The following is a 19,701-nucleotide window of genomic DNA, read 5'->3' as shown; positions in this document are numbered from 1 at the left end:
GAACCCACCGTGAACGTGGTGGCCAGGCCCGTGACCACCGAACACACCACCGCCCCCGAAACCGCCGAACATCCGTCCCGCTCCCGCGCTCATCTCCATGACCGTCTCCTCCACTCGCCGTATCGCCGACACTACGACGATATATCGCCGTCCGATCGAAGGCAACCCACCCGATGAGCGAGCAGACCCGTCAAGCCCCGGACTTGACCGCCAGCGTCAGCAGCTCCGCCGCCGGACCGGCCAGCCGCCGCCCCGCCGGCCACACCGCCCGCAGCACCCGGCCGAGCTCCACCCCGGCCACCGCGACCGGCACCAGCCGGCGGCCCGCCACCTCGCGCACCACGTCCAGCTCGCTGATCACCGCCGGCCCGGCCCCCGCGATCACCGCGTTCCGCACCGCCGACGCCGATCCCAGCTCCAGCAACGGCGTCACCACCCCCGCACCGGCCCGGCGCAACGCCGCCTCTACCGTCTCGCGAGTCCCCGACCCCGGCTCCCGCACCACCAGCGGCGTCGCCGCCAGCTCGAACGCCGTCAGCGGACGGCGACGGCGCGCCCACGGGTGCCCGGCCGGCACCACCACGACGAGCCGGTCCGTCGCGACCCGCCGCGTGGACAGCCCCGGCCACGGCCCCGGCGACTCGACGAACCCCAGGTCGACCCGGCCGGCCGTGACCAGGTCGGCGACGTGCTCGGAGTTCACCACCTCGAGCCCGACGTAGGTGTCCGGCTCGATCCGCTTCACCTCGCCGATCCACGCGGGCACGAAGTGCTCGGCCAGCGTCATGCTCGCCGCGACCCGCAGCTTCGCGCCGCGCTGGGTGCGCAGGGCCTCCGCCCCCGTGCGCAGTCCGTCCACTTCGGTCAGCACGCGGTGCGCCCAGCCCGCGATCACCCGGCCGTCCGGGGTCAGCGCCGAGCCGCGCCGGGTCCGGTCCACCAGGGACAGTCCCAATTGTCTCTCCAAAGTGGACAATCGCTTGCTCGCCGACGGCTGGGCGATGCCGAGCGCCCCCGCGGCCTGCCCGATGCTGCCGAGATCGTCGACGAGCACCAGCAGGCGCAGCGAGTCCAGGTCCGGTCCGGTCATAGCTTCAGTCTATGACCTACGCGCGAACCAACGGCTACCCGAACTCCCGGAGGAAGGCGACGCTGGCACCATGACACTGACGGCGGCGAAGACATCCGGCCTCGCGATCACCGGGCTCGGCGTCGCCGCGGCCTACGCGCTGAGCTCGGTCTGGCCGGTCGCGGGCGCGCTGACCGTCGCCGTCGTGCTGGGCATCGTCGCCGGCAGCACCCCGGTCCTCACCGAAGAGCACCGCAAGTCCGTCGCCCGGATCACGAAACGTCTGCTGCGCGCGGGTGTCGTCCTGCTCGGCCTGCAACTCGCGATCCCCACCGTGCTCGCACTCGGCCCCGGCACGCTCGCCGCGGTCGTGCTGACGGTCACCGTCACCTTCCTCGGCACGCTCGCCCTCGGCCGCCTGGTCCGCGTGCCCCGAGGCCTCGCCGTGCTGGTCGCCACCGGCTTCTCCATCTGCGGCGCCTCGGCGATCGCGGCGATGGAGGGCGTGGTCGAACGCGACGACGAGGACGTCGCGACCGCCGTCGCGCTCGTCACCTGCTACGGCAGCATCGCCCTCGGCGTCCTCCCCCTGCTCGCCCACCTCCTCGGCCTGGACGCGACCAGGACCGGCACCTGGGCCGGGATCTCGGTGCACGAGGTCGCGCAGGTCGTCGCGGCGGCCGGGCCGGCGGGCGCCGCCGCGGTCGCCGTCGCCATCGTGGTCAAGCTGAGCCGGGTCGTCCTGCTGGCGCCGGTGGTCGCGATCGTCGGCGCCACCGAACGCACCCGCCGCGGCGGGCACGCGCCGCTCGTGCCGCTGTTCGTCCTCGGGTTCCTCGCGATGGTCGCCGTCCGCAGCACCGGGCTCGTCCCGGCGTTCGCGCTCGACGTCGCCAAGACCGCCTCGACGCTCCTGCTCGCCGGTGCCCTGTTCGGCCTCGGCTGCGCCGTCCGGCTCGGTCCGCTGCTGCGCGGTGGCGGACGGGCCCTGCTCCTGGGTCTCCTGTCCACGCTTCTCGTGCTGGGGACGGGGTTCGGCGCCCTGGCCGCGTTCACCTGACGTTTCCCTCCCGGCAACGTGTAAGTCGTTATACGCCGGGTTGTACGGGTCTTGTACGGGCCGCGTCGACGCTGTCGCCGAGACGTAGGACGTAGAACGAATCTGTAGGGAGAAACCCGTGAAGATCACCCGGATCGCCAGAGGCCTGCTGGCCGGGCTGCTGGGGTGCGCCGCCGTCGCCGTCCCGGCGGCCGTCGGCACCGCGACCGCGCAAGCCGACGTCGCCAGCACCTTGGTGTTCACCAAGAACACCGAAGGACACGACTGTTACCGCATCCCCACCATCGTCAAGGCGAACGACGGCGCGCTGCTCGCGTTCGCCGAGGGCCGCAACGACGGTGCCGGCTTCTGCAACGACCTCGGCGCCATCGATCTCGTCATGAAGCGCTCCACCGACGGTGGCAAGACGTGGAGCGCGCTGCAGACCGTCATCAAGGCCAACGGGGACACCAAGGGCAACCCGGCCCCGATCGTCATCCCGGGCAGCAACCGGGTCGTGCTGCTCTCGACCATGCAGTGCTACACGAACCCCGACTGCGGCCGCGTGCCGCGCGTGTCCCTCAGCGAGGACAACGGGAAGACGTGGGGCGCGCCGCGCGTGCTGACCACCGAGCTCGGCTTCGCCGCAGCGCCGGGCTGGCTGGCGACCGGGCCGTCGCACGGGATCGTGCTCACCCGCGGTGCGCACAAGGGACGGCTCGTCGCCGGTATGAGCTATTCGAACATCGGGGCGCTGGTCTACAGCGACGACAACGGCTCCACCTGGCACCTCGGGGCGACCGACAAGCCCACCGCGAGCACGATGAACCCGCAGGAGATCAGCGTCACCGAGCTGGCCGACGGCCGGGTCTACGCCGCCGCGCGCAACCAGGCGAACGACGGCGACAAGTGCCTGCTGGACGGGACGCACAACCGGGCGTACGCGATCAGCTCCGACGGCGGCGCGACCTTCAGCACGAAGTTCTCCTTCGCCACCGACCTCGTCGCGCCGACCGTGGAGGGGTCGACGGCCCGGATGAGCGCCACCGACACCGGCGGCAAGTACGACCGGATCGTCTTCGCCGCACCGTCCACTTGCGACCGTCGCAAGGAACTGCGGGTCCACTCCTCCTTCGACGAGGGCGCCAACTGGACCGGCACCGCCGGCAGCCTGCTCGTGTGGGGCCAGGACGCGGCCTACTCGGACATGGTGCAGCTGTCGCAGTCGTCGGTCGGCGTGCTGTTCGAAGCGGGCCCGGAGTCCCACGCCAACGACACGATCCGCTACGCCACGGTCACCGAAGCCGCGCTCGGCGCCCCGGCCTGCGGGGGCGGCTACAGCGTGATCGACCAGCAGCCGCTGGGCACGGCAGGCACGGCGTACCTGTCCTACAACGCCGCCAACGGGAAGAACTGCGTCAGCACGATGAAGAGCGCGTCGGCGGGCACGGCCACGCAGACCTCGGCCTTCCTCGAGGTGCAGGGCTCGGCACGGGCCACGGACTCCGGCGCCTTCTCCTACTTCGCCGGCCCGGTCTCGGCCGCCGCGGCGGACAAGTGCGTCAAGTGGGGCGGTTCCGCCGGCGGGGTCGCTTACGAAAGCGGCTTCGAACACTGCAGCTGACCCAAGGGGTGGGACCCGCCCCCTGGCCGGGTCCCACCCTCGTCCGCGCCGCCCGGCCCCCTCGACCGGGCGGCACGGAGGTTTCAGAAGCCGGTGCAGCTGGCGACCGCGGCGGGACCGGACGCGGTCGCCGTCTTCGTCTGCTTGCCGTCGACGACGACCTTGCACGTGATCGAGCCGCCGTCGGGTCCGGTGGTCGCGGCGAACTGGGCGCCTTCGAGGAACCCCGTCGCCTCGACGGTCTTCGTCCACGGCACCGGCACCGACGGCTCGGTGTCGATCAGGATGGTGTGCTGGTCGAACGTGCTGTAGACGACGGTGGCCGACGGCGCGTCCCCGGTCACCTCGTAGACGACCGTGTGGTGCTGGGTGGCCTGGTCGTTCACGTCGCTGATGGCCTTGCCGATCACCACCACCCACAAGATGCTCACCACGAGCCCGAGGATCGAGACGACGACGCCGGCGATCGAGAGTCCCTTGTTGGTGGCCTTCCCGGCCCGCACCCGGGCGACGCCGACCGCCGACAGGATCAGGCCGAGCACCACCAGCGGCCAGGCGACGACCCCGACGAACGGGATCGGCGAGAACACCAGCCCGACGAGGCCGAGGACGAAACCCGCCGTGCCGACGCCGTTGCGCGGCGGAGCGGCCTGCGGGGCCGGGTACTGCTGGAGCGGGGTGTGGTCGGTCATCGGGGTTTCCTTTCGCCTGTGCTGACGGCGAGTGAGGTAACCAGCGTCGCGGCCCTCCGCGCGTCATCCGCGGGCCTCGATGCGCCTACGACGAAAGTCGTCATCGCGAACCCCGTGAACCGGCGGAACGGAGGAAGGGGACGCCCGTACTCTTCTGCCCATGGGACGGTCCGTGCTGGGGGTGGTGTGCACCGTGCTCGCGGTCGCCGTGAGCGTGGTGACCGGGATCGTGAACGTGTCGCTGGAGGTCAGCGTGGCCGGCAGCGACGACGTCCACCCGACGGTGGGTGCGCTCCTCGGCTGGTTCCTCGGGATCGGCGCGGCGATCATGCTCGTCTGGCGGCACCGCTGGCCGCTGGTCGTCACCGGGATCGCGATCGTGCCGCCGCTGCTGCTGCGCGCGGACTCGCTGGCCGCGCTGATCGCCCTCGCCGCGCTGGCGACGTACTTCACCGGCTGGTGGCGCTGGAGCGCGGCGACCCTCGTGTTCGCCGCGACCGGGCTCGCGGTGTGGCGCGACGTCGGCCGGGACGCGGAGCTGTCGCTGTCCGAGGCCTGGATCTCGACGGAGACGGCCGGCGCCATGCTGACCGGGATCATCCTCACCGCGGCCGTGTACACGGCGGTCCCGCTGACCCTCGGGATCGTCCGCCACAGCATGGCCGAGACGCGGCGGCGCGGCGCCGAGCAGGCGGCCCTGCGCGACCAGGTCGCGCGCCGCGAGGAGCAGGCGCGGATCGCCCGCGAGATGCACGACGTCCTGGGCCACCGGCTGTCGCTGCTCTCGCTGCAGGCGGGCGCGCTCGAGGTCACCAGCGGCACCGCCCCGGACACGGCGGAGGCGGCCAAGACCGTGCGGACCACCGCCCGGCAGTCGCTCGACGACCTGCGCCAGGTGATCGGCGTGCTGCGGGGTCCGGGCTTGGCCGACCGGCCCGCCGGCGGGCCCGCGGCGCCACCCCAGCCGACGCTCGCCGACCTCCCGGACCTGGTCACCGGCGCCCGGCAGGCCGGGCTCGCCGTCAACCTCACCGTCCTGCTCGACCAGGCCGCCTCGGCGCCGGCCCCGCTCGGCACGGCCGCCTACCGGATCCTGCAGGAGGCGCTCACCAACGTCCTGCGGCACGCGCCGGGAGCGCCCGCGGAGGTGTCGGTGCGCGGCGCCCCGGGCGCCGGGCTGCTGATCGAGGTGGCCAACGCGCTGCCGCCGCAGCCGGTGCCCTCGCCCGGGTCCGGCACCGGGCTCACCGGCGTCAACGAGCGGATCTCGCTGCTCGGCGGCACCCTCGCCGCGGGTCCGGTGGACGAACGGACGTTCGTGCTGCGGGCCTCGCTGCCGTGGGTGCCGGCCGCGCCCTAGCATGGGCGGGTGAGCGTGCGCGTACTGCTCGTCGACGACGATCCGCTGGTCCGCACCGGACTGTCGATGATCCTCGGCAGCACCCCCGATCTGGAAGTCGTCGCGCAGGCGGGTGACGGCGACGAAGCCGTGCAGCAGGTCGCGCGGCACGCCCCGGACGTCGTGGTCATGGACATCCGGATGCGCCGGATGAACGGCCTCGCCGCGACGGCGGCGGTGCTCGCCCAACCGCGGGCGCCGAAGGTGCTGATCCTGACGACGTTCGACCTCGACGAGTACGTCTTCGAAGCGCTCGCGGCCGGTGCCAGCGGATTCCTGCTCAAGGAAGGCTCGCCGCAGGAGATCATCGAGGCCGTCCGGGTGGTCGCGAACGGCGACGCGATGCTCTCACCACGCACGACGAAGCAGCTGATCGGCCAGTTCGTGGCCGCGCGCGTCAACCCGCGGCGGGCCCGCGCCCAGACGAAACTGGACCTGCTCAGCAACCGCGAACGCGAGGTCGTGACGGCGGTCGCCCAGGGCAAGCCGAACGCCGACATCGCGGCGGAGCTGTTCTTGAGCGAAGCGACGGTCAAAACGCACATCACCCGGACGTTCGCCAAGCTCGACGTGAGCAACCGCGTGCAGTTGACGATCTTCGCCTACGAAGCGGGTCTCGTCACACCCTGACCGCGGCTGTTGCGCCCGGGGCCCCTCGAGCGATGTAACCGGTATGACCTGGCCCGAAGACGACGCACGGCACCGCGAGGTGCTGGCGGCGTTGCGCGCGTGGGCGCGGGAAATCGACGCCGTGCCCTACCCGCCCGGCCTGGACATCGACGCGCTGATGGCCCGCCATTTCGAGAGCCGGCACGAAGAGCCGGTGATGGAGCTGGTGGTGACGACGACCGCCGCCGTCAGCGTCCTGGCCGTCGGCGGCGAGCTCGACCTGACCGGCAGCCGCCGGCTGCGCTCCCGGCTCACCGAGGAGATCGGCCTGGCGCCGCGGGCCCTCGTCCTCGACCTGACCGGCGCGGCCCACTGCTCCGCCCGCGGCCTGGCGGTGCTGCTCGAAGCGACCGGGGACGCCCGCGCGGCCGGCGTCCCGTTCGCGATCGTCGGGTGCGTGCCGGTGGTGCGCCGGGCGATCGACGCGCTGGGACTGGGCGACGCGCTGCAGTTGCACGCCACGACGGCCGACGCGGTCGAGTGGCTCGATCTCCTGGACCGGCTCAAGACGCTCCGCTGACGACCTACTTCGAGCCCGCCGGTGCCGTCGCCACCGCCGACTCGCCGAACCGGATTCCCTTGGCCTCCTTGCCGATCGCGGTGAGGACGGCGACCGCGATCAGCCCGGGCACCACTGTCCACACGAGAGCGGAGCTGTACCCGTGCGACTCCGCGATCGCCTGCTGGATCGGCAGGTTCAGCGCCGCGAGCAGGTTGCCCAGCTGGTAGGTCACGCCCGGGTAGAAGCCGCGGATGGCGTCCGGCGACATCTCCGTCAGGTGCGCCGGGATCACGCCCCACGCGCCCTGCACCATGATCTGCATCAGGAACGAACCCAGCGCCAGCATCCCGGCGCCGTGGTCGAACGCGAAGATCGGGATCACCGGCAGGCCGAGCACCGCGGCCGTCACGATGGTCCGGCGGCGGCCCAGTCGTTCCGACAGGGTGCCGAACGTCAGGCCGCCGATGATCGCGCCGACGTTGTAGAGCACCGCGATCCACGTGCTCGTCGTCGCGCTGAGGCCGGCCCCGCCGTCGTCGTGGGCCTTGAGGAAGCTCGGGTAGACGTCCTGGGTGCCGTGGCTCATCCAGTTGAACGCCGTCATCAGCAGGATGAGGTAGCCGAACCGGCGGATCACCTTCGGGTTCAGCAGCACGTCCTTGACCGACGTCCGAGTCACCCGCAGCTTCTCCCGCGTGCTCTCCCAGACCTCCGACTCGCGGACCCGCGATCGGATCAGCAGGGTGATCAGCGCCGGGAAGATGCTCAGCACGAAGATCCAGCGCCACTCGAGCTCGAGGGCCGAGTGGAACAGCAGGTAGGCGAGCGCGGCGAGCAGGTACCCGATCGAGTAGCCGACCTGCAGCAGACCGGAGAAGAACCCGCGGCGCGCCACCGGGATCTTCTCCATCGCGAGCGCCGCGCCGAGACCCCACTCGCCGCCCATGCCGACGCCGTAGACGAACCGCAGGATCAGCAGGACGGTGAAGTTCGGGGCGAACGCGCACAGCAGGCCGGCCAGCGAATACAGGAGGACGTCGGCGATCAGCGGGATCCGCCGCCCGACCCGGTCGGCCCAGAGGCCGAACAGCAGGGCCCCGACCGGGCGCATCACCAGGGTCGCCGTGGTGATGAACGCCAGCTGCGTCGCCGTCGCGCCGAACGACTTGTCCTTCGCGATGTCGGCGAGGACGAACACGACGAGGAAGTAGTCGAACGAGTCCATGCTCCAGCCGAGCAGCGCCGCGAGGAACGCGTTGCGCTGATCGGATGTAAGCGCTTTCTTCCCTGTCCCGGGTGCCGCCTGATCCGTCACGTTTGCCCCGTCCCGTCGGTTCTTCACCGGAAGAGCTCAGAGCTGGTCTAGCACCCACCGACGGGCGCGGGCAAGAGTCAGAGCGCGACGCGCGTGCGGACGCGGCGGCCGACGTCGCGGGCCCACGCCTTGATCCGGTCCCAGTCGCGGAAGTCGCCCGCGCGCTGCCCCGACGCCATCAGCCGCGGGATCAGGCCGCGCACGGTCGCCGGGTCGAGCCGGCCGCCGAAGGTGGCAGTGCGCTCCGCGTCGATGCTCGCGGCGAGCAGCGCCACGTTCGCCGGCAGGCTGACCTGCTGGCCGGCCGCGCCCGGGCCGCACGGTCCGCTGTGGAACAGCCACACCGGGCGCTCCGAGAGCGCCCGGGCGTTGCGTTCCAGCAACCGCACGGCTTCGGGCCGCCACCGGTGGTAGTACAGGGCACTGCCGACGACGACCGCGGCGTAGTGGCCGACGTGCGCGACGTCGGCGGCATCGCGCACGTCCACGCTCAGGCCGGCTTCGCCGAGCTCGGCGGCGATGACCTCGGCGATCTGCCGGGTTCCGCCGTGACGCCCGGCGTAGGCGACGAGGACTGCGGTCATGCGTCCCATTGTCGGCCTTGTCGCGCCTTGGTGCGGCACGGGCCGGGCACGATCCGCCATACGGGCGCTCCCACGTTGCTCTCCGTGGTCTCCGGCCCTCCCCGGGTGACTCAGTCCGGTGAGAGGAACGCCGGTCGCTCGTCGGGATCCGGCGGGTCGTAGTACCGGTGGAAGACCGGGGTCTGGCCGCCCGACAGCGGCGGGACGATCCAGCTCCAGTCGGCCGGGCACCGGCGGCCGGAACGCTCCTCGCGGTCGAGGTGGTTCAGGAACCGGCGCGACTCGGTGTGGTGGTCGGCCATCGTCACCTCGGCCGCGTCGAACGAGTGCTGCACGGCGAGCGTCAGCTCGACCAGCGCCCGGTCGCGCCACAGCGTCCGCTCGGACGCGGTGTCGAGGCCCATCAGCTCGGCGATGACCGGCAGCAGGTCGTAGCGCTGCTCGTCGGCCAGGTTCCGGGCGCCGATCTCGGAGCCGAGGTACCAGCCGTTGAACGGCGCGGCGGGGTAGGTGACGCCGCCGATCTCCAGGGGCATGTTGCTGATGGCCGGCACCGCGTGCCAGCGCAGCCCCAGCCCGGCGAACCAGCGGTGGTCGGGGTGGGTCAGCGGGACCTCCAGGACGGCGTCCGCGGGCAGCGTGAACAGCCGCGGGTCGCCGGGGGCCGCCTCGATCACCAGCGGGAGGACGTCGAACGAGCCTCTTCGCTCCGGTGGCCGCCACCCGAGTCCGCGCACCTGCTCGGTGAACTCCGCGTAGCGCGGGTCGCCGAGCACCGAACCGTCTTCGAGGCGGTACCCGGCGTACCGGATCAGCTGTTCGTTGTGGATGCGCGGCCCGGGCGCGGCGGGCGCGTCCGGGGCGAACACCGTGATCGTCGGCCGGATCCGCCCGCCGCGGGTGGCCTGGCGGAGGTGGGCGACGCACTCGCCGGCGATCGCGGCGGGGTCGGTCACCCGGCGCCGGTCGCGGATCCGGAGGCTGTGCCAGTACAACCGGCCGATGCAGCGGGCGGAGTTGCGCCACGCGACGCGCGCGCCGTAGGCCAGCTCGGCCGCGGTGTGCCGGTAGGTGCCCGTTTCGGCGATTTCCGCGCGGACCTCCGCCAGCCGGGTCTCGAAGCGGTCGCCTTCTTCGGCGGCGCCTTCGGCGAACATCCGGTCCAGGAATTCTTCTGCCGCCGCGGAATTGACACTGCACCCATCGGAGATCTGCTCCTCCGAGACCCGCTGGTAGATCGGCAGCACCGGCGTCACCCGCTCGGGTGTAACCGTCACGCTGTCACCCCACTCTCCGAAATCGTGATCTGCGTCCCGACGGAAAGGTTCACCGTTCCTCCGATGGTCGCCGGCAACGGGCCTGGCCGGAAGTCACTGCCACAGCAGCACCTCCGGCCAGGCCGGGGAGAGTACCCGACGTTCCCGCGAACGCAATCCACCGGACGTGAACGACGGCCCGGCGCCTCCGCGATTTCCGCTCCCGCCAGCGGAAACGCCGCAAAAATAACTGTCACCAAGCGTTATCCGGACATGTCTCTGCGCATTCTTCGTCAATCGATCACAGTGGACGGTAAGCCTTTAGTGATCCTTTCTCGACGATTCCTGTTCGTCTTTTCGAGGGTATTCGGCGAACGGCCTGCTCGGGCGGCGCTCCCCCGTGTATCGACGCGCCCGCGCGCGACGTAAAGTCGATTCGTGCGCAAGATCCCCGTGGTCCTCGTCGCCGGGTTCCTCGGCGCGGGCAAGACGACGCTGCTCAACCACCTGCTCGCCAACCGCGAGGGCGCCCGGGTCGGCGTCGTCGTCAACGACTTCGGCAGCGTGAACGTCGACGCGCTGGCCGTCGCCGGCCAGGTCGACACGATGGTCTCGCTCGGCAACGGCTGCCTGTGCTGCGCGGTCGACGCCGCCGGGCTCGACGCCATGCTGGCGCGGCTTTCCTCGGCCGAGGCGGGGATCGACGTCATCGTCGTCGAAGCCAGCGGCATCGCCGAGCCGCGCGACCTGATCCGGCTGATGATCGCCAGCGAGAACCCGGACATCCGGTACGGCGGGCTCGCGGAGGTCGTGGACGCCGCCGAGTTCGAGGCCGCGCGCGAGCGGCACCCCGAACTGGCCGACCACCTGCGGCTGGCCGACCTGGTGGTGCTGAACAAGGCCGACCGGGTGTCCGCGGGGGCGCTGGCCAAGGTCACCGCGACGGTCGAGGAGCTGGCGCCGGGCCGCCCGCTGCTGGTCACCTCGCACGGGCGCGTGGACCCGAAGCTGTTCTTCGACCCCGAGCCCCGCGGCGAGCGCCTCGGCCAGCTGTCGTTCGACGACCTGCGCGAGGACGACCACTCGGAGCACCTGCACGCGCGCTACGAGACGGTGACGTTCACGGCCGGGACGCCGCTCGCGCCGAAGGCGTTCGTCGAGTTCCTCGAGCGGCGGCCGGCCGGGCTCTACCGGATGAAGGGCCAGGCGGACTTCGCCGCGGGCGAACGCTTCCGGTTGCACACCGTGGGCGGCTTCGTGCAGCTCGAGCGGTCGGCGTGGCCGGACGGCGCGCCGCGGCGCACGGAGCTGGTGCTGATCGGCGCGGGTCTCGACACCGACGCGGTGCTGGCCGACCTGGACCGGTGCGTCGCCCCGGACCCGTCGGCGCTCGACGAGCGCGGGCTGATGTACATCACCCGGTACCTGCCGGACTGACCGCCCGCCACGCCGAGGATCGGCAAATGCGGGAGGGTTCCGCCGGGCGCGACGGAGACTGGCGGCCATGACGACCACCGCGGTGAGCGCACCACGCTGGTACCTGGTCGGCGTGCTGCCCGAAGAGGTGCCGCTGGCCCACGTGATGACCCGCTCCGGCGACCTCCGCTACCGCCGTTCGGCGTGCGGCGAGAAGGAGTCCCGCAGCTGGAAGCCGGTGGACCTGACGACGTCGGAGATCGCGCCCTGCCCGGCGTGCGTGCGGACGCTTCCGGCGCCGCCGGCGGGTGTCCGGCTCGCGCCGGCCGGCGACGATCTCGGTCAGCTGTCCCTGGACCTCGACGTCTGACCGCCTGCCTCGCGACGTTCTTCCGGGCGCAGCACCTTCTCGTAGCAAACCGACTCGGGATCGGCTTCGTGCGGCGGGAAGTTCGGCACCCGCCGGTACCCGGCCCGTTCGTACAGCCGCATCGCCGCCGGCTGCCGCACGCCCGTCTCCAGCCGCAGCCGCACTCCCCCGCCACTGCGGGCCAGCCGTTCGGACTCCGCGATCAGCGCGCTCGACACCCCGGTCCCCCGCGCGTCCGGGGCGACGAACATCCGTTTCAGCTCGTACAAGCCCGGCGAAATCGGCTCCACCGCGCAGCACCCGATCGCCCGTGCGCCGTCGCGGGCCAGCAGGTAGCGGCTCGCGGGGTCCAGCGGCCGCGGGCGCGCGTCCGGGGGCAGGTCGTAGACCACGACCAGCTCGGCCGTCATCGCCGTCATCAGCGCCAGCAGGAACCCGTCGTCGGCCGGGCATTCGGCGACGGTCGCCACCTCACGCCTTCTTCGCCCGGCTGGGCGCGACCCGGGGCGGCTCGTTCGGCATCTTCGGGTACACCGGCGGCCACGGCGCGTCCATCAGCCCGTTCTTCATGTCCGCTTCGGACATTTCCAGCAGCGGCGCGATCGACTGCGGCCGCTCCCCCGCTCCGGCCCACGGATCGCCGCGCTCGGCGACGCGCGCCGGCACCGTGCTCAAGGTGAACGCGTCGGGCTCGACGCCGTCCAGCTCGTCCCACCCGATCGGCGTGGACACCTGGCCGCCCACCCGCGGCCGCACGCACCAGGTGCCGAACACGGTCTTGTGCGGCGCGTTCTGGTTGAAGTCGACGAACACGCGCGAGCCGCGTTCTTCCTTCCACCACTGCGCGGTGATCTTCTCCGGGTGCCGCCGCTCCAGGGCCCGCGCCAGCGCGACCGCCGCGGCCCGCACCTGGAAGCTGTCCCAGCGCGGCTCGAGCATCACGTACAGGTGCAGCCCTCGCGAGCCCGACGTCTTCAGGTGACCTTCGATGCCGTGCTCGGCCAGGAAGTCCCTGGTCAGTAGGGCCGCTTCGCGCAGGTCGTCGAAGCCGATGCCGGGCGACGGGTCGAGGTCGACGCGCAGCTCGTCGGTCACCTCGGGCGTGTCGGCGAGGTACGGCCAGACGTGGAAGCCGAGGCAACCCAGGTTCACCGCCCACAGGATGTGGGCCAGGTCCTTGGCGACCAGTGCGTCGCTCGTCGTGCCGTTCGGCGTCGAGACGACGGTGGTGGTCAGCCACGACGGCGCGCCCTTCGGGACGCGCTTCTGGAACCAGTTCTTGCCGCCCGCGCCGTCCGGGTAGCGCTCCAGCAGCAGCGGACGGCCGCCGAGCCGGGCCAGCAGCGGTCCGGAGACCGCCCGGTAGTACTCGACGAGGTCCCGCTTCGTCTGGCCCCGCTCCGGGAAGTAGACCTTGTCCGGGCTGCTGATCTTGACCTCGACGCCGTCGACGTCGAGCAGCATCGCCTCGCTCATCTCGCCTCCCCGAACAGCTTCGCGAGCTCGGCGGGCGGCGCCTCGTCGAGCTGGGCGTACGTGCACGACTCCGGGGTGCGGTCGGGCCGGAACCGGACCAGCCGCCCGCCGTGGCGGAACCGGCCGCCCTGCAGGTGCTCGTAGCGGACCTCGGCCACCCACTCGGGGCGCAGCGCCTCCCAGGAGAGGTCCTTCTGCGGCGCCCAGCGGCTGTTCGCGCCCGGTTGCCTGCCGGGTTCGGGCTCGTATTCGGCCCACTTGCGCCACGGGTGGTTCTCCAGGGCGTTCTCGCGCAGCGGCGCCAGCTCCTCGACCAGCTCGGCCCGCCGCGCCTTGGTGAAGCTGCTGGCCACGCCGACGTGGTGCAGCACGCCTTCGTCGTCGAACAGGCCGAGCAGCAGCGAGCCGACGCCGGCGCCGTCCTTGTGCCAGCGGAACCCGGTGACGACGCAGTCGGCCGTGCGCTCGTGCTTGACCTTGAGCATCACGCGCTTGTCCTGCTCGTACGGCAGGTCGGCGGGCTTGGCCATGACGCCGTCGAAGCCCGCGCCCTCGAACCGGGTGAACCAGTCTTCGGCCTGCGCGGGATCGTCGCTGAGCGGGGTCAGGTGGACGCGCTGCAGGCCTTCGGCGTTACTGGCGAGGACGTTCTCCAGCTGCTTGCGCCGCTCGCGGAACGGCTCCCCGGTGAGGTCGGTGTCGCCCAGGGCGAGCAGGTCGAACGCGATGAAGCTGGCCGGGGTCTCCTCGGCCAGCTTGCGCACGCGCGAGGCCGCCGGGTGCAGCCGCAGCTGCAGCACCTCGAAGTCGAGCCCCTGGGGCGTGACCAGCACGATCTCGCCGTCCACGACGCAGCGGGGCGGCAGCGCGGCGGCCAGCAGCTCCACCAGCTCCGGGAAGTAGCGGGTCAGCGGGCGGTCGTTGCGGGAGCCGAGCTCGATCTCGTCGCCGTCGCGGAAGACGACGCAGCGGAAGCCGTCCCACTTGGGCTCGTAGAGCAGCCCCGGGTCACGAGGCACCTCGTGCACGGCTTTCGCGAGCATCGGCCGCACGGGCGGCATGACGGGCAAGTCCACCGCGTGAGCTTAAATCACCGGTACGACATTTCCGGGCGTGATACACACTGTCGGTGACCACCGAACGCCCTGAACCGCCCCTGGTCGGGGACGAGCGCGAAATGCTGCGCACGTTCCTCGACTTCCACCGCGCCACCCTCGCCATGAAGTGCGACGGGCTGTCCGACGAGGACCTCCGCCGGGCGTCGAGCCCGCCGTCCACGCTGACCTTGCTCGGCCTGGTCAAGCACATGGCCGAGGTCGAGCGCACCTGGTTCCGGCGGGTGATCAACGCCGAGGACATCCCGCTGCGGTGGTCGGCCGAGGGCGACTTCCAGGCCGCCTACGACGCGAGCACCTCGACGCGCGCGGAGGCGTTCGAAGCGTGGCAGGCCGAAGTGGAGCAATCCCGCAAGATCGAAGAGGCCGCCGAGTCCCTGGACGTCACGGGACACCAGGCGCGCTGGGGCGAGGACGTCTCGCTGCGGCTGGTGATGCTGCACATGATCCACGAGTACGCGCGGCACAACGGCCACGCCGACTTCCTGCGCGAAGCGATCGACGGCGTCACGGGGGCCTGATGGACGTGCTCGCCTGGCTGCGCGACTCCGACCCGGCCCTGCGCTGGCAGGTGGAGCGGGACTTGGCGGGCGAGCCGCCCCGGGTCTGGGAGGCGACGCGGGCCCGGGTCGCCACGGAGGGGTTCGGCGCGCGGTTGCTGGCGCTGCAGGACCCCGACGGCCAGTGGGCGGGCGGCGCGTTCTTCCCGGCCGGCTTCCAGGGCGGCGAGGCCCAGCCCTGGACGGCGACGACGTGGACGTTGAACTCGTTGCGCGAGTGGGGACTGGACGCCTCGGCGCTGCGGGGAACGGCGGCGAAGCTCGCCGAGAACAGCCGGTGGGAGTACGAAGACCTGCCCTATTGGGACGGCGAGGTCGACTGCTGCATCAACGCCTGGACGCTGGCGAACGGCGTCTGGCTCGGCGCGGACGTCTCGGGAATCGCCGACTGGTTCGTCGCGCACCGGCTGCCGGACGGCGGCTGGAACTGCGAGTGGGTCGAGGGGTCGACGCGCTCGTCGGTCCACTCGACACTCAACACGCTGAAGGGCCTGCTCGCGTTCGAAACCGCGACGGGAGGCACGGCCGACACCCGCGCGGCGCGGCTGTCGGGCGAGGAGTACCTGCTGGAGCGCAGGCTGTTCCGGCGGCTTTCGACGGGCGAGCCGATCGCGCCGTGGGTGAGCGAGTTCTCGTACCCGATCCGGTGGTACTACGACGTGCTCAACGCGGCTTCGTACTTCCGCGACGCGAACCGGCCCGACCCGCGGCTGGCGGAGGCGATGGAGCTGATCCGCGCGGCGCGGAGGCCGGACGGGACGTGGCTGCAGACCGAGCGCCACACCGGCCGGGTGTGGTTCGACGTGGACGTCCCGCCGGGTGAGCCGTCGAAGTGGCTGACGCTGCTGGCGACCCGGGTCCTGAACTGGTGGGACGCTCGTGAGTGAGAAACTGTGTTCTAACCCTGTTTCTCACTCACGACCCGGCTGAAGCTCCGCCAGAACCAGCCCGCTGCGCGGCTTCGGCGTGAAGTACGTCGCCTTCCGCGGCATCCGGCGACCGGCCGCGTGCACCGCGAGGACGTCCGAATACCGCACCGGCGCGAGCAACACCACCGCGTCCGCGTCCGCCGGCACCGGACGGCCCGCGGGCAACGGCAGCACGCACGGCCCGTCCGGGTCCACTCCGAGCGCCTCGGCGAACAACACCCGCTCGACGATCTCGTGGTCGATCACCGGCTCCGGCCCGGCCCCCTTCGGGAGCGGGATCCGCAGCACCGCCGGGCCGGCGCGGACCACCACTTCGCCCGTGACCGGCACCGCGTGCTCCTCATACCGGACGTCCAGGCCGGCCGCGCACCAGCGGGACACCAGGTCCTCCGGCCCGAGCCCGGTGCCCGTCAGGACCCGGTTGATCGCGCCGATCCGTAGCTGCGGGCCCGCCGTGACCAGGGCCAGCAGCGCACCGTGGCCGGCCGCCGACGCCGCGGCCACCCGGTGGTTGCCGTCGGCGACCAGCAGCTCGGCGGCGGCCACCGCGGCCAGCAGCCGGTTCTGCAGCGGGCCCGCCGGCACCACCCACAGCTCGTGCCGCCGCCCGGCCGCATCCGTTGTGGACAGATCGGGCAGGCCGAGGCCGGCGCAGGCCCGTTCGACCTGCTCGGTCAGCAGGTCGCCGCCGGACGCCGGGACGAGCATCGCCGCGCTCGTCGCGCAGCCCAGCCCGGCCAGCACGGCCGCGCGCTCGGCCACGACGTCGGCGTAGACGTCCTCGGTGTGCCGGACGCGCGCGGCGCCGTCGTCGGTCACCGCCGCCGGGTCGACCAGGCACAGCAGGCCCAGCGCCACGCCGTCCGGCCCCTCGATCCGGTAGGGCGCGACGATCTCGCGCACCGGCCGGTAGAACCGCTTGCGGAGCCGTTCGAGCACGGCCCGCGCGACCGGGACGGCGGCGGTCAGGTCGAGCCCGCGCGCGAGCGCCGCGGGCGTGCGGGCCGGGTGCTGCACGGCCAGCAGGCTGTCCGCGGCGCCGGGCGCGGCCAGTGCCGCGACCACGCGGTCGGGTTCGGCGAACTCGTCGACGTCGGGGCCGGGCACCGCGTCGCGGACCACCCACCCCTGGCCGATCGGCCGGATCCAGTCGCTCATCCGACCCATCTTCCGGGATGCGCACTGTGACGGAAATTCGCTGGGGTGCGGCGTCCCCGGATGGAATGCTTAGGAGTGCAAAGTAGTTGACCCCGGTCATGACCTCCCCGAGGAGCAGCCCGCCGATGACGAGCACCCCCGCCACCAGCGTGAAGGGGGTCGGTTTCCGGTCGGAGCGTGGCCCGGTGCTGATCGCGGTCATGCTGAGCACCGCCCTGGTCGCCCTGGACAGCACGATCATCGCGACCGCCGTGCCGTCCGTGGTGCGCGACCTCGGCGGGTTTTCGCAGTTCCCGTGGCTGTTCTCGGTCTACCTGCTCACCCAGGCGGTCACCGTCCCCCTCTACGGCAAGTTCGCCGACGTCCTCGGCCGCCGCCCGGTGATGTTCTTCGGCATCGCGGCGTTCCTGGTCGGCTCGGTCCTGTGCGGGGCCGCGTGGAGCATGCCGGTGCTGATCGCGGCGCGCGCGGTGCAGGGCATCGGCGCGGGCGCGATCCAGCCGATGTCGATGACGGTGATCGGCGACCTCTACACGGTGGAGGAACGCGCGCGGGTGCAGGGCTACGTCGCGAGCGTCTGGGGCATCGCGTCGGTGGTCGGCCCGACGCTCGGCGGCGTGTTCGCGGAGTACCTGGACTGGCGGTGGATCTTCTTCATCAACCTGCCGCTGGGCGCGATCGCGGCGCTGATGCTGTGGCGCAACTTCGCCGAGCGGGTGGAGCGCAAGCCGCACAAGGTCGACTACACGGGCGCGGCGCTGCTGACGGTCGGCTGCTCGCTGGTGATCCTGGGCCTGCTCGAAGGCGGCGTCGCGTGGGCGTGGGGCTCGGTGCCGAGCGTGGCGATCTTCGTCACGGGCGCGGTGCTGCTCGTGGCGTTCGTGCTGGTGGAGAAGCGCGCGGCCGAGCCGGTGCTGCCGCTGTGGGTGTTCACGCGCCGGATCCTGGTGGGCGGCAACCTGCTGGCGGTGGTGGTCGGCGCGGTCCTGATGGGGCTGACGTCGTACCTGCCGACGTACGCCCAGGGCGTCCTCGGCGCGGGCGCGCTGGTCGCCGGGTTCGCGGTGGCCGCGTTGACGGTCGGCTGGCCGATCTCGGCGTCCCTGGCGGGCAAGATCTACCTGAAGATCGGCTTCCGCGACACGGCGCTGATCGGCACGGTGTTCGTGGTCGGCGGCGCGGTGCTGGTGGCGACGCTGGACGCGTCGTCGTCGATCTGGTCGGCGGCGCTGGCGGCATTCGTCCTGGGGCTGGGTCTCGGCCTGACGTCGAGCCCGACGCTGGTGGCGGTCCAGTCGGTGGTGGGCTGGGACCGCCGGGGCGTGGTGACGGCGACGAACCTGTTCAGCAGGTCGCTGGGCAGCGCGGTGGGAGCGGCGGTCTTCGGCGCGATCGCGAACGCGACGCTGGCTTCGCGGTTCGCCTCACCACCGGCGGAGGTGGCCGGCAAGCTCCCGCCTTCGGTGGACGCGACGAGCTTGGTCCTGGGCGGACATGCGGACTCCCCGGTGGCGACGTTCGTCCGGGGGGCTTTGGCGGAGGCCACGCACTACGTGTTCGTCGGGTTGCTGGTGGTGGCGGGGGTTTCCGTCGTGGCGCTGCTGCTCATGCCGCGGAAGGCCGAACAGCTGGAGTTCTAGTTCTGCAGCGGCACCAGCTCGGCCTGGAACTTCTCGAGGAACCCGTCGAAATCCCCGTGCCCGGGCCGGATCACGAACTTCGACAGCCCCGCCTCGATGTACTGCTCCACCAGCCGCCGGGCCTCGGGCCAGCTCGTCGCCACGAGGTCCGTCAGCGGAACGCCGGGACTGCGCCGGGCCGCCATCTCGGCCAGACCCGAAGGCACGCCGCGATCCGCCACCACCAGGCTCAACCCGAAGTGGTCCTCCTCGATCTCCCGCCCCGCTTCGGCCGCGGCGGCCTGGATCGCGACCACGGCCTCACGAGCCTGCGACGGCGTGTGGAAACTCCCCAGCCACCCGTCGGCCAGCCGTCCCGTCCGGCGCAAGGCCGCCGGGGCCGAGCCGCCGAGCCACACGTCCAGCCGCTTCGCCGGGCGCGGCCCCAGCGACACATCGGAAACCTCGAAGAACTCACCGGAGAACGACACCGAGTCCTCCTCCAGCAGCCGCCGCAAGAGCACGAGCGACTCGTCGAACACCGCCGCCCGGCGACCGGCCGGCACCGGGAACAGGTCGTGCTCCGCGGCGCGCGCCGGACGCAGGCCGAACACCGGCAGCACCCGCTTGGGCGCCAACCCGGCCAGCGTCAGCAGCTGCTTCGCCACCAGCACCGGGTGCCGCCCCGGGAGGATCGCGACGCCGGTGCCGACCTTGAGCTTCGACGTCCGGGCCAGCGCGTGCGTCATGCCGATCATCGGGTCGACCTCGGGCGAGTACACCAGCTCGGACAGCCACAGCGAGTCGACGCCGGCGCTCTCGAGCCGTTCCGCGAGCCCGGCGAACTCCGCCGGCCCGGTCCCCGCCGCCGGTGCGACACCCAGCCTGATCTTCAGCACGCTCTGCTCA

The 19,701-nt window shown here is 72.1% G+C and carries 20 protein-coding genes; 10 read left to right on the top strand and 10 right to left on the bottom strand.

Annotated features, from left to right (window positions below; genetic code table 11):
* Positions 1-190 precede the first annotated feature (190 nt).
* Positions 191-1,090 carry a LysR family transcriptional regulator gene (locus AA23TX_RS17185; RefSeq protein ID WP_155543505.1) on the bottom strand — a complete coding sequence of 300 codons (900 nt, stop codon included), beginning with the start codon at positions 1,088-1,090 and terminating at the stop codon, positions 191-193.
* Between the two features lie 70 nt (positions 1,091-1,160).
* On the opposite strand from AA23TX_RS17185, the gene AA23TX_RS17180 reads away from it, so the two are divergent.
* Both AA23TX_RS17180 and AA23TX_RS17175 read left to right on the top strand, forming a co-directional pair.
* Positions 1,161-2,129 carry a YeiH family protein gene (locus AA23TX_RS17180; protein WP_155543504.1) on the top strand — a complete coding sequence of 323 codons (969 nt, stop codon included), beginning with the start codon at positions 1,161-1,163 and terminating at the stop codon, positions 2,127-2,129.
* A 118-nt stretch (positions 2,130-2,247) separates the two neighbouring features.
* Entirely contained in the window at positions 2,248-3,732 is a 1,485-nt protein-coding gene (locus tag AA23TX_RS17175) for a sialidase family protein (RefSeq protein WP_155543503.1), read from the top strand.
* Between the two features lie 83 nt (positions 3,733-3,815).
* Here the strand turns inward: AA23TX_RS17175 and AA23TX_RS17170 are convergent, their stop codons facing one another.
* On the bottom strand, positions 3,816-4,424 hold the full coding sequence (locus AA23TX_RS17170) for a DUF4190 domain-containing protein (protein WP_155543502.1): 609 nt from the start codon (positions 4,422-4,424) through the stop codon (positions 3,816-3,818).
* Between the two features lie 160 nt (positions 4,425-4,584).
* On the opposite strand from AA23TX_RS17170, the gene AA23TX_RS17165 reads away from it, so the two are divergent.
* Genes AA23TX_RS17165 through AA23TX_RS17155 form a run of 3 tightly spaced genes read left to right on the top strand, consistent with a single transcriptional unit; the run spans position 4,585 to position 7,012 of the window.
* Positions 4,585-5,784: a sensor histidine kinase gene (locus AA23TX_RS17165; protein ID WP_196425357.1), complete on the top strand. Its 1,200-nt coding sequence runs from the start codon at positions 4,585-4,587 to the stop codon at positions 5,782-5,784.
* Between the two features lie 9 nt (positions 5,785-5,793).
* Positions 5,794-6,453 (top strand): response regulator transcription factor, encoded by a 660-nt coding sequence (locus AA23TX_RS17160; RefSeq protein WP_155543501.1) that lies wholly within the window; start codon positions 5,794-5,796, stop codon positions 6,451-6,453.
* Positions 6,454-6,496: 43 nt separating this feature from the next.
* Entirely contained in the window at positions 6,497-7,012 is a 516-nt protein-coding gene (locus tag AA23TX_RS17155) for an STAS domain-containing protein (RefSeq protein ID WP_155543500.1), read from the top strand.
* A gap of 4 nt (positions 7,013-7,016) precedes the next feature.
* Here the strand turns inward: AA23TX_RS17155 and AA23TX_RS17150 are convergent, their stop codons facing one another.
* From AA23TX_RS17150 to AA23TX_RS17140, 3 genes are all read right to left on the bottom strand, one after another.
* Positions 7,017-8,309: an MFS transporter gene (locus AA23TX_RS17150; RefSeq protein ID WP_155543499.1), complete on the bottom strand. Its 1,293-nt coding sequence runs from the start codon at positions 8,307-8,309 to the stop codon at positions 7,017-7,019.
* A 77-nt stretch (positions 8,310-8,386) separates the two neighbouring features.
* Positions 8,387-8,893, bottom strand: a complete 507-nt coding sequence (locus AA23TX_RS17145) for a flavodoxin domain-containing protein (protein WP_155543498.1) — start codon at positions 8,891-8,893, stop codon at positions 8,387-8,389.
* 110 nt (positions 8,894-9,003) lie between these two features.
* Positions 9,004-10,170: a nitric oxide synthase oxygenase gene (locus tag AA23TX_RS17140; RefSeq protein WP_277875395.1), complete on the bottom strand. Its 1,167-nt coding sequence runs from the start codon at positions 10,168-10,170 to the stop codon at positions 9,004-9,006.
* A 417-nt stretch (positions 10,171-10,587) separates the two neighbouring features.
* Between AA23TX_RS17140 and AA23TX_RS17135 the strand changes: the two genes are divergently transcribed.
* Both AA23TX_RS17135 and AA23TX_RS17130 read left to right on the top strand, forming a co-directional pair.
* Entirely contained in the window at positions 10,588-11,586 is a 999-nt protein-coding gene (locus AA23TX_RS17135; RefSeq protein WP_155543497.1) for a CobW family GTP-binding protein, read from the top strand.
* A gap of 67 nt (positions 11,587-11,653) precedes the next feature.
* Positions 11,654-11,935 (top strand): hypothetical protein, encoded by a 282-nt coding sequence (locus AA23TX_RS17130; RefSeq protein WP_155543496.1) that lies wholly within the window; start codon positions 11,654-11,656, stop codon positions 11,933-11,935.
* Here the strand turns inward: AA23TX_RS17130 and AA23TX_RS17125 are convergent.
* Genes AA23TX_RS17125 through AA23TX_RS17115 form a run of 3 tightly spaced genes read right to left on the bottom strand, consistent with a single transcriptional unit; the run spans position 11,908 to position 14,487 of the window.
* Positions 11,908-12,405 carry a GNAT family N-acetyltransferase gene (locus AA23TX_RS17125; protein WP_230862546.1) on the bottom strand — a complete coding sequence of 166 codons (498 nt, stop codon included), beginning with the start codon at positions 12,403-12,405 and terminating at the stop codon, positions 11,908-11,910. The two genes, AA23TX_RS17130 and AA23TX_RS17125, sit on opposite strands and share 28 nt — an antisense overlap.
* Before the next feature lies 1 nt (position 12,406).
* On the bottom strand, positions 12,407-13,411 hold the full coding sequence (gene ligD / locus AA23TX_RS17120; RefSeq protein ID WP_155543495.1) for a non-homologous end-joining DNA ligase: 1,005 nt from the start codon (positions 13,409-13,411) through the stop codon (positions 12,407-12,409).
* A complete protein-coding gene (locus AA23TX_RS17115) occupies positions 13,408-14,487 on the bottom strand; it encodes an ATP-dependent DNA ligase (RefSeq protein ID WP_196425356.1) in 1,080 nt (359 codons plus the stop codon). The genes ligD and AA23TX_RS17115 overlap by 4 nt, the downstream gene beginning before the upstream one ends.
* Positions 14,488-14,540: 53 nt before the next feature.
* On the opposite strand from AA23TX_RS17115, the gene AA23TX_RS17110 reads away from it, so the two are divergent.
* Together AA23TX_RS17110 and AA23TX_RS17105 are read left to right on the top strand one after the other, a co-directional pair.
* Positions 14,541-15,047 (top strand): DinB family protein, encoded by a 507-nt coding sequence (locus AA23TX_RS17110; RefSeq protein ID WP_155543494.1) that lies wholly within the window; start codon positions 14,541-14,543, stop codon positions 15,045-15,047.
* Positions 15,047-15,973 carry a squalene cyclase gene (locus AA23TX_RS17105; protein WP_155543493.1) on the top strand — a complete coding sequence of 309 codons (927 nt, stop codon included), beginning with the start codon at positions 15,047-15,049 and terminating at the stop codon, positions 15,971-15,973. Before AA23TX_RS17110 ends, AA23TX_RS17105 begins: the two co-directional genes overlap by 1 nt.
* Before the next feature lie 24 nt (positions 15,974-15,997).
* Here the strand turns inward: AA23TX_RS17105 and AA23TX_RS17100 are convergent, their stop codons facing one another.
* Entirely contained in the window at positions 15,998-17,173 is a 1,176-nt protein-coding gene (locus AA23TX_RS17100) for a DUF1015 family protein (RefSeq protein ID WP_155543492.1), read from the bottom strand.
* 125 nt (positions 17,174-17,298) lie between these two features.
* On the opposite strand from AA23TX_RS17100, the gene AA23TX_RS17095 reads away from it, so the two are divergent.
* Entirely contained in the window at positions 17,299-18,813 is a 1,515-nt protein-coding gene (locus AA23TX_RS17095) for an MDR family MFS transporter (RefSeq protein ID WP_155543491.1), read from the top strand.
* Here the strand turns inward: AA23TX_RS17095 and AA23TX_RS17090 are convergent.
* Positions 18,810-19,691, bottom strand: coding sequence for a TIGR03854 family LLM class F420-dependent oxidoreductase (locus AA23TX_RS17090; RefSeq protein ID WP_155543490.1), 882 nt, complete (start codon positions 19,689-19,691; stop codon positions 18,810-18,812). The genes AA23TX_RS17095 and AA23TX_RS17090 overlap by 4 nt on opposite strands.
* Between the last annotated feature and the right edge of the window lie 10 nt (positions 19,692-19,701).

Source organism: Amycolatopsis camponoti, from assembly GCF_902497555.1.
Lineage (GTDB): Bacteria > Actinomycetota > Actinomycetes > Mycobacteriales > Pseudonocardiaceae > Amycolatopsis > Amycolatopsis camponoti.
The sequence above is the reverse complement of the archived record's forward strand: the minus strand, read 5'-3'. Positions and strand labels throughout refer to the sequence as shown.